Raw genomic sequence first — 14,420 nt, 5'->3', positions numbered from 1 at the left:
AAAACATAAATGGAGGGAATCTAGATGCAAAAATATGAATTAGTAAGTGATTATCGCAATAACGAAAGCTTGAAGGAGAGCTTTAATTCCTTAGCAATGAAAACCTTCAAATTGGATTTTCGAGGCTGGTATGACAAAGGGTATTGGAATGACAGTTATATTCCGTATTCCTTTGTTGATAAAGGCAAGGTGATCGCAAATGCCTCGGTCACTAAAATGTCGGTAGTTATCAATGGTGAAACACATAAAGCGATTCAGGTTGGTACAGTCATGACAGATGAAAATTATCGCAATCAAGGCTTGGCGAAGAAATTAATGCAGCACATTCTGAGGGAACATGAAAAAAATTGTGATTTCATGTATCTTTTTGCGAATGAAACGGTTTTGGATTTTTACCCGAGGTTTGGCTTTACACGACTAGATGAAAGTGAGTTTAGCGTAGACCTGGTAAACAGCTCGATTCAAATGAATACAGAAGCAAAAGTAAAGCAGCTTACGATTGAAAAAGATCTTGCGTTACTTGAAAAATTTGCGAAAAATCGTCATGTAAACTCAAAGGTTTTAGATGTCGAGCAAAATGAAAGCTTGTTGCTGTTTTATTTCACATTAGTATTTCAGGAAGCCATTTTCTATGTGGAAGATTTAGAAACGATAGTGCTTATGGAGAAAGAAGAAGATATTGTGCGTATTTTCGATATCATTTCGTTGCAAGCACCAAATGTTGAAGCTGTAATAGCAAGTATTGTGAAGCAAACAACGAAAAAAGTGGTATTTTCCTTTACACCAGATTCTAAAATCGAGGGCATGACAGCAACCATCACGCCAACGGATGATGATGCTTTATTCGTTTTAAGCAAAAAGCCATTACTAAAGGGCAACTTTATGTTCCCGTTAACCTCACATAGTTAATTGGTGTGTCATCAAAACCTCACTTTGATCAAAGTGAGGCTTTTTTTATGCAATTAAGTTATTGCACTATTTTTTATACATTTATTGATATTAAATTATGTTTATATGCTGTTGTTTCACGGCTTTACAGTTCTGAATAGAATGATTTTTGTTGGTGTATAGGCAAGTGAACTGATTTTTTGATGATCTTAATACGATACATACTATAAGAATATGTTGAAAAAGTATCGGAAGTATTTTACAATGATTTCAGTTTCACCGTTTTACCATTTTAATTGACGAAAATACCCAAGGAGGATATGCATATGTTTGAACAGCTAAAAGCTTCTATAGTAGGCCGCCTTATTTTGCCTGAGGATGAAGGGTACAACGAAAGACGGAAGGTCTGGAACACTTCTATCGATAAATACCCGGCTGCGATCCTGGTATGCAAGGATGCTACTGATGCGGTTGCTGCCGTTCGATTTGCAAAAGAGCATAACATCGCTGTTTCGATCAGAGGCGGTGGACATCATGTGGCGGGGACGGCGGTTAGCGATCAGGCGCTCATGATCGATTTTTCCGATATGCGCAAAGTCTCCGTTGATACAGAGCGAATGGTGGCGGTGGTAGAGCCCGGAGTGACCTTGGGCGATCTTGATGCCGAGACGCAAAAATTCGGGTTGGCTACACCAACAGGAACCGTTACAGAGACAGGCGTTGCTGGACTCGCCTTATGTGGTGGAATCGGCTACCTCAGAGGGAAATACGGCGTTACGAGCGACAACATCGTTTCCGTGAACATGGTTACAGCTGACGGAGAATTGATCAAGGTCAGCGACCAGGAAAACCCCGATCTTTACTGGGCGATTCGCGGCGGGGGAGGCAATTTTGGGGTCGTTACTTCCTTCGAATTCAAGCTGTATCCGATCGGACCTGAAGTATTGTCGGTCGACGTCATGTATGATTTTGAGGATGCCAAACAAGTTTTCAAAAATGCCCAAGCGTTTGTGCGCGTAGCTCCGGACGAAGTAACGTTTAACATGCTTACCCTTCAAATGCCTGCTGCTCCAGGTGTGCCGGAATCTTTGCACAATAAAAAAGTAATCATCATAGCTGGTTTGTATGCAGGGAACAAAGAAGACGGTGAAAAAGCCATCCAACCGTTGCGTGAATTGGCTCGCCCGATCTCAGACAATTCAGGTGTCGTCAAATACACAGAGCTGCAAAGCAGATTCGACTTAGCGGCTCCAAAGGATGTGCCTGTTTATGGAACGTCACTTTATGTGAAAGAGCTTGGCGATACGGAGATCGATATTCTGGTGGACAAATTCAAGAAAGCACCACGTGCGTCTGCATTATTCCAATTCTGGGAGTGCCATGGTCAGATGAATCGCGTGCCTTCTGACGCAACAGCTTTTGCTGTTCGAGATGCCGGGTTCCTGCTCTGCTTCGATATCGACTTCACGTCAGAGGATGAGAAGGAAAGCAAAGGGTGGGTCGAATCCATTTATCAGGCGCTGCTGCCTTACTCGCTGCGCAAGACATCATATTTGAATACCGCACCAGCGAACGAGCAATTGACCATAGATACATATGGTGAAAACGTTAAGAGACTGACCGCTATTAAACAAAAATATGATCCGACTAATCTGTTCCGTCATAATCACAATATTGATCCAAACAAGTAAAGCTATTGATTCTCTTATCCACTTCACTTCGGGATCGAGTGGAGTGGTTTTTCATTTTGACAAATGGCGGTGAAGCAAATGAACGATTTTTCCCTCACCTCTCCAGAATCCAGCGTCACATTTATCGCGATCGCAAGCGGCAAGGGAGGCGTAGGCAAATCTACTGTTACGGTAAATGTAGCCGCAGCGCTGCAGAGGTTAGGCAAACGGGTCGGAATTATGGATGCCGATATTTATGGTTTCAGCATTCCAAGCATGCTGGGGATCAAAGAAGAGCTGCGAAAAGAACAGAATCAAATGCATCCGATTGAGCATTGCGGGTTACAGGTCATGTCAACAGGGTTTTTTGTCCCAGATAACAATCCAGTCATGTGGCGAGGACCCATGCTAGGAAAAATGCTTTCGACCTTTTTTAACGATGTCAAATGGGCTCCGCTTGATTACATGATTATCGATCTGCCACCAGGAACTGGCGATGTCGCTTTGAGTGTGCATCACAAAATTCCGCAGTGTGCACAGCTCATCGTGACAACACCTAGTGATACCGCAAGCCACGTCGCAGCTCGTGCGGGGAAAATGGCACTGCAAACGAACCATCGCATTTTGGGCGTAGTTGAAAACATGTCTTATTTTGAGGCCCCTTCAGGAGAGAAGCATTTTATCTTCGGACAAGGTGGCGGTGCTAGGCTAGCAGAACAACTTGGGACTAAGTTGCTGGCAAAAATCCAGATTACTCCCTTTGCTCAAGAGCCTGCTGAGCCCCTTGCTCTTACATCCATTTATCCATCTGAGACAAACAATGGGATTTTGTTTACGGAGCTTGCGGCGTACATCAGTGGGCAGAAATGAATGAGATAAGCTGAACATTTTTCCATGACAAAAAGGCAAGTGTCGCCGCACTTGCCTTTTCCATATTTTCTGCCTCGTATATCGTCCCTGCTTTTATAATTCTCCGAAAAAAGCTGTAATCTCTTCTTCGATTGCCTTCCTCAGTAAGCCTATGCATGGATCTATCCCTTTGGCATAAACCCTTTTCTGATTCACCATGGCATAAGGTACAGCTCGGCATATATGGCACATGAGCAAGCATTGTGTCCTCAGCACAGCAACCTCAGGATACTCTTGCTCAAGCTCCCTATGGACTGGGCAGCCAGAATGTTTCGTTCGCATACTTCAACGACAACAAGCCCTAGTGCCATAACAAGTCCTCTTGTTCCAAACCCTATTCCTCCTTATTAATAAAAAAATACGCAGTTGTAGTTAAACGACTCATCAGCTCTTCTCGCAATGCAGCTTCAGGGGTAGTTTCCTCCAACGCTTTTTGCATGCAGGCGAGCCATGCGTCTGCCCGTTCTTTGGTAACTGGAAAAGGTAAGTGACGAGCTCTCATCTTGGGATGTCCATGCTCGTTTGTATACAAAGGGGGCCCTCCAAAATACTGGGTGAGAAACTGCTTCTGCTTACTGATGACGAGACTCATATCCTGCGGGAACAACGGTGCTAGTTTGGGATTTGCCAGCACATTCATGTAAAATAAATCGACGAGACGATCGATGACAGGTGTTCCGCCTATTCGATCAAACAAAGTCAACTGTTTTATATCCATTGCACGAAGACTCCTTCTTGGATCAGGCTAACTATGCGCACGCATAAGATGTGGCTCATTCAACCGTACTTGTCAACCTGTTAGATTGTGCTACAATACTTTTAATACTTTTCCTTAGGTAATCGTTTCTCTATATTGAAAGAAATCACAAGGTGGTAAATGACATTGCAACCTAAAGACGAATTGTCAACCCGCGAGACGATTTTACATCTGTTAAAAACAAATGACGAGCTGAGCGCCAAAGATCTCACGGATCAGCTAAACATTACGTCAATGGCTGTCCGTCGCCATATTGACTCTCTGGAGCGGGATGGATTTATTGAATCAAGAATCGTCCGTCGCCCTATGGGACGGCCGACTGCCACATACTCCTTGACCGAGCGTGCCAACGTTCTTTTTCCTACTAAATATCACTCTCTCGCTCTTGATCTTCTTGATGAGCTGGTACAGGAATCAGGAGAGACCATGGTAGAGAGATTGTTTGAGCGTAGAAAAGAAACGTTATACAAAAAATATACGAGATTGATGGAAGACAAAGATTTTGAAGAGAAGCTCTCGGTTTTGGCAGATATTCAGAGTGACAATGGCTATATGGTGGAGCTGAAAAAGACAAGCGAAGATGAATATGTTTTTATTGAACATAATTGTCCGATCGCTAAAATTGCTCATCAGTACAACCATGCTTGCCAATGCGAACTGCGTTTATTTGAATCGTTATTGAATGCAGATATATCCAGGCCAGAATGTTTGGCAAAAGGCAGTAAAAAATGCGTCTATAAAATCCGCAAACGTAACCTCCAGTCATAATCTTTCCAAATAACAGGCAGGGCAGACGAATGTATCATTCGATCTGTCCTGTTTTTTTACTTCTTTTTCATTAAGCCCTCTATGATTTGAGTCTTTGCTGCATAAAAACAACCTCATTTGCTAGCTTATCAAGCCGCTGCAGGACTTCCTGATCCACAATCGCTTTCTCGGAATTGAAATGGTCGTCATGAAGATATACATAGCTAGGCGCCACAAAAGCACGAAAATAGCCCGCGATCGGCTTCAGTTGATTTTCAACAACTAAATAATGCTGGTAAGTCCCGCCAGTTGCGATAAAGCCCATTACTTTATTGTAAAGCGCGTCAACGGGAACAAGATCAAATAGGTTTTTTAGCACCCCTGGAATGGAAGATTGGAAAATCGGAGTTCCGATCAGATAAAAATCGGCAGATGATACGATATCGATTACTTTTCTCGTATCGCCAGTATAAGTGGCTGGATCACGGCCATCACAAAACTGGAGGTCATATTGCTTGAGATCCAAAAAAGCCGTATCAATATCAGGATAATGCTGTTGAATAGACGCCAATGCCTGCTTTACAGCAATTCCTGTCTTCGAGCCAACAATGGTACCGGATATTCCAAGTATTCTCATATGTACCCATCCAATCTTATTATACTTTTTAATTATTTACCTATAAATAATATCATAAGTAATCAACTCATTGTCAACGATAGACAGCCGATCATTCATTTTTAAACAAATAATCTTATACATATTATACTAATATGTTGACTATGTTGAAGGTTTTTACTATACTTGAGCTGAAACAACAAAGGAGGAAAGATATGGCACATCAACTACCGCCGCTACCTTATTTATCCTGCTAACGCATTGGAGCCATTCATCGATGAACAAACGATGATGATCCATTATGCTCGTCACCATAATACTTACGTGGTCAATTTGAACACGGCACTGAGTAAATACCCCGAGCTTCAAAACAAGAGTATTGATGCTCTCTTGCAAGAGCTGGAGCTTGTACCCGACGAAATTCGGACCACTGTCCGAAACAACGGAGGCGGTCATGCCAATCATACGTTGTTCTGGGAAGTGATCGGTCCAAAGGGCGGAGGGCAGCCGAGCGGCGCACTGGCAACAGCCATTGCTAGAGAATTGGGCGGTTTTGAAAAATTCAAAGAGGATTTTGCGAAAGCCGCTATGAATCGTTTTGGAAGCGGATGGGCTTGGCTCAGCCTCGACAAGCGGGGGAATCTCAAAATCTCCAGTTTGCCAAATCAGGACAGTCCATTGATGGGGGGACTTATTCCTTTATTGGGCTTGGACGTATGGGAGCATGCCTACTATCTCAAGTATCAAAACAAGCGACTCGATATATTTCGGCCTTTTGGAATATTGTCAATTGGAACGAAGTCGAAAAGCGCTACGATTCTGCTATGCGCTAGCACATTCATAAAGGAAAGGTGGAGTAAAGATGGCATTTGTCATTACTGCGAACTGCATCGAGGAAAAAGCCGGTGAATGCGTAGATGTTTGTCCTGTAGATTGTATTGAAGAAGGTCCAGATCAATTCTACATAGATCCCGACACCTGTATTGATTGCGGGGCATGTGAATCCGTATGTCCTGTTGCCGCCATTTTTTGGGATGGTGAACTGAGAGACGATGAAAAAATTTATCTGGAATATGCCATCAAGCATTTCAAGGGACGCTAATGAAAAGAAAACCTAGTGCCACTGCTTGGCTGTTACGAACCAAATTCCTTTTTATTGAAAAGAAAGAATTTTGTTGACGGATGGTATGGAATTTCTTAGAATAAAGCTCAACAGAATACACTGTTCTTATCCAGAGAGGTGGAGGGTCTGGCCCTATGAAGCCCGGCAACCGTCACGATTAGGTGACAAGGTGCCAATTCCTGCGAGACGACTTACGTCTCGGCAGATAAGAAGCGGGTGTTGCGTAAGAGTAATTACGAACCTTCTTCTTAGTGAAGAAGGTTTTTTTGACGTAAAAGAAAGTTTAAGCAATGCATCATGTGAAAGCGATCTAGCTTAAACTTTCTGGAGCGCATAAAAATCTTCCGCTAAAACGCGGTCGCTCCTCCTTGAAGAAGCTTCGATGACGATTTTTTTAAATTCTTGAAAGTACCAAAATTCATATTTTTCTTTATCCAGAGAGGTGGAGGGACTGGCCCGATGAAGCCCGGCAACCGTCATGCAGTATGTGACAAGGTGCCAATTCCTGCAGGACATAGGTTCCTGGGAGATAAGGAGAAGGGGAGCAGCGATGCCCAAGAGCCTTCTTCTTAGCGAAGAAGGCTTTTTCTTTTTTTCAATTATGAGGATGGAGTGGTTAATATGAGCGCTGGCGTAATTCGTGTAGGTTTGTTGGGACTTGGTACTGTGGGTGGAGGCGTCATCAAAACGATACGCTCTCAGCAAGAAAAGCTGTCTTCGCGATTGGGAAAACGGATTGAAATCGTGAAAGCACTGGTTCGCGATTCCGAAAAGGAGCGTGCGGTTCACATTGATGCATCTTTATTGACGACAAGCTTTGAGGATATATTGCATAGTGATGTGGATATTGTTGTAGAAGTGATGGGCGGTGTCGAGCCTACTTATGATTACGTTCGAGCGTTGATTGAAAAAGGCTGCCATGTCGTAACAGCGAACAAAGAGCTGCTGGCCAAACGGGGAACAGAGCTGGTCGAGCTGGCGAATCAGCATCAGGTGCATTTGGCATATGAAGCGAGTGTTGCGGGTGGAATCCCGATTTTGAGTGTGCTGCGCCAATTTTTAAGAACCAATGACATAAGCGGTGTACGTGGAATCCTCAATGGCACGACCAACTTCATTCTGACTAAAATGGAAGCGGAGCAGCTCTCCTACCAGGAGGTTTTAAAGGAGGCGCAGGAGCTCGGCTATGCTGAGGCAGACCCGCGTTCTGACGTCGAAGGCTTCGATGCGATGTACAAACTGTATATCCTCGCGCAGCTGGTGTATGGAGAATCGCTCCCGCTTTCAGATGTGGTGCGAAAAGGGATCTCAGATCTCTCCGCTGGGCATATTCGCATTGCCAGTGAGCTTGGCTATCGGATCAAGCTGATTGCCCAGGCTTATCAAACGGAGCAAGGTATTCGACTTTCCGTTGAACCGACTATGCTGCCAATCACTCATCCATTGGCACAGATTCAGGATGCTTTTAACGCAGTTCAGCTCTCCGGAAATATTGTAGGTGATTTGCTGTTTACAGGAAGAGGGGCAGGAGAGCTTCCAACGGCTAGTGCAGTTGTCGAGGATTTGGCGTATTTGTTGACACAGCCATTTACACCTCACCCGGCATGGAAAGAAATTGCCGCTGCGACCGCGGAGGTAAGTGAAGAAATCCAGCGTACGCTGTGTTATCTCGAAGGTTCATGCTCATCTGCAACACCGGATCGCGTCCTTCACTTTTTACGTACAGCTGGGGTTACAATCAGTAAACTAAAGGTTCAATTTGACCTCGGAGGCGTTTTGCGAGCTGGTCTGATCACAAGCGGATTATCAGAAGACCATGCAGCAGTGCTAGGGAGCGACTTTGGGCTGACGGTACGGTGTTTCCCGGTATTAGAGGCGGTGGAGTAAAAGAACAAGCTTTTTCTTTTCTCATCTTTCTGTTTGAAAAAGAGGGATCAACTTCTTTTTCTCAAATATAGGTAGTAAGAAAAAAACTTGCTGCTCTAGGCAGAATAGACAAGGAAAGAGAGGCGAAGCAGATGACAGCTGCAGAAAAGCGTTACGTGCTGGCTATCGATCAGGGTACGACCAGCACGCGTGCCATGCTTTTTACTCGCGAAGGGAAAATAGCGGGAGTGGCCCAAAAAGAGTTTACCCAGCATTTCCCGAAGCCAGGCTGGGTAGAGCATGATGGGCTTGAGATTTGGTCATCTGTGGTTGCTGTAATTGGGCAGGTGCTGACGAGCCACAATATTTCTGCAAGCGAGGTAGCGGCGATCGGGATCACGAACCAGCGCGAGACTACGTTGGTGTGGGATAAACAGACCGGGGTTCCGATATACAATGCCATCGTCTGGCAATCACGTCAAACAAGCAAAATCTGTGAAGAGCTGAAGCAGCAGGGGAAAAATGACTGGGTTCGTGCCAAGACAGGACTATTAATCGATGCTTATTTTTCGGGAACCAAGGTCAAGTGGATTCTGGATCACGTACCAGGGGCACGAGAGCGCGCGGAGCGGGGCGAGCTGTTGTTTGGCACGATTGACACCTGGCTGATTTGGAAGCTGTCTGGTGGCGTGGCGCATGTGACGGATTATACCAATGCATCCCGTACACTCCTCTTTAACATTCACGATCTGACCTGGGACGAGGAGCTGCTTGCTCTACTCGATGTGCCCAAAGCGATGCTGCCAAAGGTTTGCTCTAGCTCAGAAGTCTATGCCTACACGGATCGGAATTTATTTTTTGGTGCAGAGGTGCCGATTGCCGGGGCGGCAGGTGACCAGCAAGCGGCATTGTTTGGGCAAGCATGCTTTGAGGAAGGCATGGCGAAAAATACATACGGAACAGGCTGCTTTATGCTCATGAATACAGGGTCCAAAGCAGTTTCCTCACAGCATGGCTTATTGACCACAATTGCGTGGGGGCTGGACGGACGTGTGGAGTACGCACTCGAAGGTAGCATATTTGTGGCGGGATCAGCTATTCAGTGGCTGCGTGATGGGATGCGGATGCTGAAATCGGCAGCAGACAGTGAGCAATACGCGACACGAGTCACTTCGGCCCAAGGCGTGTATGTCGTGCCTGCTTTCGTCGGACTGGGAACGCCGTATTGGGACAGCGAAGTACGCGGTGCGGTATTTGGTCTTACACGTGGAACGAGCAAAGAGCATTTTATTCGTGCGACACTGGAATCTCTTGCTTACCAGACGCGGGATGTACTGACTGCGATGGAAGCTGATGCAGGTCTTCCGTTAAAAAAATTACGGGTAGATGGTGGAGCAGTCACAAATAATTTTCTCATGCAGTTCCAAAGTGATCTGCTCAGTGTGCCTGTTGAGCGCTCAGAGGTTAGTGAGACCACAGCTTTAGGAGCCGCCTATCTCGCTGGGCTAGCGGTTGGCTTTTGGAATAGTCGGCAGGAAATTGCTGATAACTGGAGAGTAGAACGGACGTTTGACGCGCAGATGACGCAAACGGAACGCGAGGAATTGTATGCAGGGTGGAAAAAGGCAGTGCAGGCAGCACGCGCTTTTTCGTCATGAAAGCTGCTCACTGCCTGCACCTGTTTATTTCTGATGAGTTGGATCTTGTTGATCCTTGCCATTTTGCTGGTTGCCTGGAAAAACTGCTTTTTCCCATTTGGTCAGGAAATAACCCGAGAGGACAAAGATTCCGATCGCCGCTACTGTAATGATCAATCCTGTCATCGCTCTCACTCCTTGTAGTTGCTTGTTTCTTATTATGTTATACGATTCAGCAAGAGGGGAGTTTCGCAAATAAAAGAAAAATCAGCGATGTTATTCTTTTTTGGCATGGACCGTACCGTCACCTTCGATCTGCACATTTTCCGAAATCGACTCGATGCGCTTTAATAAAGCGGCCCCGTCGTGATCATTCATTGGTACGGCTTGCCCCAGCTCAGCATAATAGGGCAGCATCTTCAGATGACAATCACCTGTTTTTGTACAACTCGCTTGCAGCACCATGCTGTCCCATGTTTTTGGTTCGACAGCGCGAGTGAAAATAAAATTACCCATACTGTAGGCAACCCATTTGCCGCGATACTGTTCAAAGCCTTGCAGGACGTGCGGGTGTCCCCCGACGATCAGATCAGCTCCAGCATCAATATAGGCGCGGGCCAATGCCTGTTGATAATCGACGGGAAAATCCACTTTTTCCTTTCCCCAATGAGCGATCACGATGACCAGGTCAGCCTCTTTCTTAGCTTCCTGAATCGCTTGTACTGCAAGTGCCGGATCATAGGTAGCGGCAAGGCCGGGCTGATCTTTACCAGCGTACCAGCTTACCTGTGGAATCACGCGGCTAAACCCAAGCAAGGCGATACGGATGCCTTTTTTCTCGACATAGACGGGAGCGTAGGCTCTTTTGGCGTCTTTGCCTGCACCAACATAGGCAATCTGATGAGCATCCAATGCTGAGAACGTATCCAGTAACCCTTCGACTCCTTGGTCCATAGAGTGGTTATTCGCCAAGTTAACCGCATCGATGCCAGCCTCTTTCATGGCGGGAATCGCTTCTGGAGATGATTTGTAGACAAATTCCTTGTTTTCCGATGGCGTGCCCCGTAACGTTATCGGTGTCTCCAGATTGGCGATCGTATAATCATCTTGCAAAAATAGTGATCGAACATGTGCAAAGGGGAAATCAAAACCTTTTTCCAGCAATCGTTTTTCTACGTTGCCAGACATCATGACATCCCCTACAAATGTTAAGACTACTGTAGGCTCTTCCGGTGGATCTACATGATCTGTCGCAGGATGGGAAGCATGATCATCTGTGTGGCTACCGTTTTTTGTAAACGAATCAACAGCGAAATACAAGCCGGCTGCAATAACGGCTAGTAAACTGAAAACAAGCGTGTTCTGCCCCATCCGGATCCACTTGCTTCTTCTCCTTTTACGACGAGATCTTACCCGGTTTGATCTAGTCTGATTCATTTCTCCCCCTATGTAACGAAGACAACATGATTTTGGAACATTTTTATATTATACCATTTGTTGATAAGCTTTTCTTCTTGCTGCAATTCACTAGGCTGTATACGAAAAGGGGAAAACATTATGCAACTTGTATTTGATCATTTGGTACATTTTCTGGATCGTGCACCTGCGGAAGCGACGGAAAAGTTCCGTCAAGCAGGCTTTCATTCCGTAGCCGGTGGCCGCCACGAGGCTTGGGGGACATGGAATAGCCTTAGTTACTTCGGACTTTCATATGTGGAGTTTCTGGCGATTGAGGTGGATGAGCTTGCCGAGCAATCGGATAATTTGTTGATTCGTCAGCTCGTCCAGGATCGTGAAATAGGTGAGGGTCTTGGTCAAATTGCGCTGCGTACAAAACAGATGGATGAATGGGCGAGGATACTTGCGGAAAAGAATTTGATCGTACACGGACCCGTCGCTGGCAATCGCAAACGAGAGGACGGCTCGCTTTTGAGCTGGAGAATGCTGTTTTTTGAAGATCCAAAGAGCCAGCTGCGCCCACCTTTTTTAATCGAATGGCAGCAAAGTGATGAAGAGCGTGAAGTGGATCTGAGAAAAAGAGGGATCATTGCCGCCCATCCGAATCAGGCAAATGACTTGCAAAGTGTAGGCTATGCCGTTCATGATCTGGAGGATGCGGTGAATACGTGGAAGCGATGGCTTGATTGTCAGGTGAGCAGTGTGTGGATGGATGAGAAGCTTGGAGCGCGATGCCAGGCGTTGGAGCTAAGTGGACAACGCATTGTGCTTTGTCAACCGGTCACAGAAGGGCTCGCATCAAAGGCACTGTCAGCACGTGGACAGAACCCTTTTTTCGCGTCCTTTACTGGAGGGTCAGAGGGAAGTGAAGCTATATTCGGAGCCACCTATATTCGTTCGAAGCAATAAAAAACGAGCAGTTCCTCGAAAAAGGAGGGCTGCTCGTTTTCTGGTTTTTAGGTCCCAAACGTTTTCTTCGTCAGTTGGCGATACATGTACAGCATAGCGATTCTCCACGGTACAAGCATTCCGAATGCCAGCAGGAAGAAAAGACCGCCTGTTTGAACGGGGGTAAAAGAGTCGTTGATGATCAGCTTGATAATCAGGCGAATCACCAATAATCCCGCCAAAATAAAAAAGAACGCTCGTGAACGCTTTAGATAAACATCTTGACCGATAATCTCAAAGCGAGAGGTCAAAATCAAAGGAATGGAGAAGACCAGTCCGACGAGAAAAGCGCCAACATCATACATCGGAGGCGTCGCTGCTTCCGGCAAGAAAAACATGGCGAAGCCTGTCGCCATAAAAAACGGCGGGAGAATAATGCTTTTTGCAGAAACCGGCTTTTTCTGACGCTTCATTCTCAAAAAGATAACTGCGGTCGCCATCACCAGAGGGACTAGTATCCCCAAAGCGGTTGACGATAGTATTTGCATGGAAGAACCCCTCCATTAGTTTTGAACTCTTTGAACAACCTCTTTTAGTTTACACCAAACCAAGGATAGGGGAAAGTATTATGCCGCTGCCTCGTCGTTGGCACGGACATCGAGCTTATGCTTTTTGCTGTAAAAGAAGGTTACGATTGCAAATAGCATGGTAAGGGAACCGATAAACAGTAAGTAACCGCTGACGCCTAGTAAGTCCAGTCCTGCGCCAGTAATACCCAGAGCAACCAGGAAGAAGCTGCGATCTAGCATACTTTTAAAAGAGAAAAATCGTCCTTGCTGATGGGCAGGTAATCGTTTTTGGAAAATCGTTGATATCACTGGAAAAAAGAACGCCACAACAAAACCAAAGACGGCAAAGGAACCCAGAACCATCATCTTGTTATCAGCTACTGACATCCCGTACTGGGAAAACGCAAAGAACACAAGCATCAATGTGGACGCAGCGACCAGATTATTTTGCCCAATCCAGCGCTTCGCAAGCAGGCTTCCGATGAGAATGCTGACGCCTTCAAAAGCGTAAATCCAACCCATTAATTGCGGCTCTTGATGAATTTCACTAAAGTTTAAAATCATTAAATTGAGACCGCCTAAAAAGAGGGTAATCAAGCCGTTGTTAATTAATCCAACCATGAGTGCAGGGTCTTTTCTCGTAATGGTCAATACTTCGCGGAACTCGACTTTTTCCTTCATTCTGCGGGATGTTACCTGAGGAATGCGTAGAAAGAGGGTCACTAAAGCTAAAACAGCATAAGCAACGATCGAGCATACATATAGCATTTGCAAATTCATCGAGACGACGAGCACACCGCCTAATGCAGTTCCACCGATACGGGATAACGTAGAAATATTCAGATAGACGCTGTTTGCTTTAAGCAATTCGTCTTTGTCCAGTATGGCAGGCAGGGACGCTTGCACGGTCGGAAAGTAAAAGGCTGCGGAGCATTGCATGAAAATGAGGGAGACGATCATCCAGAGGATAGAATCATACGCAATAGCAGGGAACATGAAAACAGGACTCAAGCATCGTACCAAGCTTGCAAGCATCATCACTTTGCCTTTGTCGTACATGTCAATTACGACGCCAGCTTTGGGAGAAAGCAAGATGCTGACCACCAGTCCGCTCATCAAAATCAGTGCTTTTACCGTTTCGGATGGGATCAAGCTCTGCATGAACTGTAGATTGGCGATGATTGAAATCCACATGCCTGCTCCTGCGACGATCTCCCCAGTCATTAAGAGGAGAAATGTTCGGTTTCGCCACAACATGAGAGCCACTCCATATCAAATTTTTTTTGCTAAGC

15 protein-coding genes, 1 pseudogene and 2 riboswitches are annotated in these 14,420 nt (G+C 45.6%); of the genes and pseudogenes, 9 read left to right on the top strand and 7 right to left on the bottom strand.

Annotated features, from left to right (window positions below; translation table 11 throughout):
• Positions 1-24 precede the first annotated feature (24 nt).
• The 3 genes from C3B52_RS17015 to C3B52_RS17005 all read left to right on the top strand — a co-directional run bounded on the left by C3B52_RS17015 (position 25) and on the right by C3B52_RS17005 (position 3,428).
• Entirely contained in the window at positions 25-909 is an 885-nt protein-coding gene (locus C3B52_RS17015) for a GNAT family N-acetyltransferase (protein ID WP_103107601.1), read from the top strand.
• Positions 910-1,214: 305 nt separating this feature from the next.
• Positions 1,215-2,579: an FAD-binding oxidoreductase gene (locus C3B52_RS17010; RefSeq protein ID WP_103107600.1), complete on the top strand. Its 1,365-nt coding sequence runs from the start codon at positions 1,215-1,217 to the stop codon at positions 2,577-2,579.
• Between the two features lie 63 nt (positions 2,580-2,642).
• Positions 2,643-3,428, top strand: a complete 786-nt coding sequence (locus tag C3B52_RS17005) for an Mrp/NBP35 family ATP-binding protein (protein WP_103107599.1) — start codon at positions 2,643-2,645, stop codon at positions 3,426-3,428.
• Positions 3,429-3,521: 93 nt separating this feature from the next.
• Here the strand turns inward: C3B52_RS17005 and C3B52_RS17000 are convergent, their stop codons facing one another.
• A complete protein-coding gene (locus C3B52_RS17000) occupies positions 3,522-3,749 on the bottom strand; it encodes a DUF1450 domain-containing protein (RefSeq protein WP_235615753.1) in 228 nt (75 codons plus the stop codon).
• 52 nt (positions 3,750-3,801) lie between these two features.
• Complete coding sequence (locus tag C3B52_RS16995; RefSeq protein WP_103107598.1) at positions 3,802-4,185, bottom strand: globin domain-containing protein; 384 nt, start codon at positions 4,183-4,185, stop codon at positions 3,802-3,804.
• A gap of 165 nt (positions 4,186-4,350) precedes the next feature.
• On the opposite strand from C3B52_RS16995, the gene C3B52_RS16990 reads away from it, so the two are divergent.
• Positions 4,351-4,992: a helix-turn-helix transcriptional regulator gene (locus C3B52_RS16990; protein ID WP_373419732.1), complete on the top strand. Its 642-nt coding sequence runs from the start codon at positions 4,351-4,353 to the stop codon at positions 4,990-4,992.
• Between the two features lie 79 nt (positions 4,993-5,071).
• On the opposite strand, the gene C3B52_RS16985 is transcribed toward C3B52_RS16990, so the two are convergent.
• On the bottom strand, positions 5,072-5,608 hold the full coding sequence (locus C3B52_RS16985) for an NADPH-dependent FMN reductase (protein ID WP_103107596.1): 537 nt from the start codon (positions 5,606-5,608) through the stop codon (positions 5,072-5,074).
• Positions 5,609-5,802: 194 nt separating this feature from the next.
• Here C3B52_RS16985 and C3B52_RS16980 point away from each other — a divergent pair.
• From C3B52_RS16980 to glpK, 4 genes and pseudogenes are all read left to right on the top strand, one after another.
• A pseudogene (locus C3B52_RS16980) lies at positions 5,803-6,420 on the top strand (superoxide dismutase).
• Positions 6,421-6,449: 29 nt separating this feature from the next.
• On the top strand, positions 6,450-6,689 hold the full coding sequence (locus C3B52_RS16975) for an indolepyruvate ferredoxin oxidoreductase subunit alpha (RefSeq protein ID WP_103107595.1): 240 nt from the start codon (positions 6,450-6,452) through the stop codon (positions 6,687-6,689).
• A 123-nt stretch (positions 6,690-6,812) separates the two neighbouring features.
• A riboswitch (SAM riboswitch) is annotated at positions 6,813-6,922 on the top strand.
• A 215-nt stretch (positions 6,923-7,137) separates the two neighbouring features.
• Positions 7,138-7,246, top strand: a riboswitch (SAM riboswitch).
• An 85-nt stretch (positions 7,247-7,331) separates the two neighbouring features.
• Positions 7,332-8,597, top strand: coding sequence for a homoserine dehydrogenase (locus C3B52_RS16970; protein ID WP_103107594.1), 1,266 nt, complete (start codon positions 7,332-7,334; stop codon positions 8,595-8,597).
• A gap of 131 nt (positions 8,598-8,728) precedes the next feature.
• Positions 8,729-10,234, top strand: coding sequence for a glycerol kinase GlpK (gene glpK / locus C3B52_RS16965; protein ID WP_103107593.1), 1,506 nt, complete (start codon positions 8,729-8,731; stop codon positions 10,232-10,234).
• A gap of 24 nt (positions 10,235-10,258) precedes the next feature.
• On the opposite strand, the gene C3B52_RS36500 is transcribed toward glpK, so the two are convergent.
• Both C3B52_RS36500 and C3B52_RS16960 read right to left on the bottom strand, forming a co-directional pair.
• Positions 10,259-10,399 carry a hypothetical protein gene (locus C3B52_RS36500; protein ID WP_164684821.1) on the bottom strand — a complete coding sequence of 47 codons (141 nt, stop codon included), beginning with the start codon at positions 10,397-10,399 and terminating at the stop codon, positions 10,259-10,261.
• A gap of 90 nt (positions 10,400-10,489) precedes the next feature.
• Positions 10,490-11,650: a CapA family protein gene (locus tag C3B52_RS16960; protein WP_103107592.1), complete on the bottom strand. Its 1,161-nt coding sequence runs from the start codon at positions 11,648-11,650 to the stop codon at positions 10,490-10,492.
• A gap of 120 nt (positions 11,651-11,770) precedes the next feature.
• Here C3B52_RS16960 and C3B52_RS16955 point away from each other — a divergent pair, with 120 nt between their 5' ends.
• Complete coding sequence (locus C3B52_RS16955) at positions 11,771-12,580, top strand: VOC family protein (protein WP_103107591.1); 810 nt, start codon at positions 11,771-11,773, stop codon at positions 12,578-12,580.
• A gap of 47 nt (positions 12,581-12,627) precedes the next feature.
• Here the strand turns inward: C3B52_RS16955 and C3B52_RS16950 are convergent, their stop codons facing one another.
• Positions 12,628-13,107 (bottom strand): CcdC family protein, encoded by a 480-nt coding sequence (locus C3B52_RS16950; RefSeq protein WP_103107590.1) that lies wholly within the window; start codon positions 13,105-13,107, stop codon positions 12,628-12,630.
• A 78-nt stretch (positions 13,108-13,185) separates the two neighbouring features.
• Positions 13,186-14,385: an MFS transporter gene (locus tag C3B52_RS16945; RefSeq protein WP_103107589.1), complete on the bottom strand. Its 1,200-nt coding sequence runs from the start codon at positions 14,383-14,385 to the stop codon at positions 13,186-13,188.
• Positions 14,386-14,420: the final 35 nt, after the last annotated feature.

The organism is Brevibacillus reuszeri (genome assembly GCF_002897295.1).
In the GTDB taxonomy this organism is placed as follows: Bacteria; Bacillota; Bacilli; order Brevibacillales; family Brevibacillaceae; genus Brevibacillus; species Brevibacillus reuszeri_A.
The sequence above is the reverse complement of the archived record's forward strand: the minus strand, read 5'-3'. Positions and strand labels throughout refer to the sequence as shown.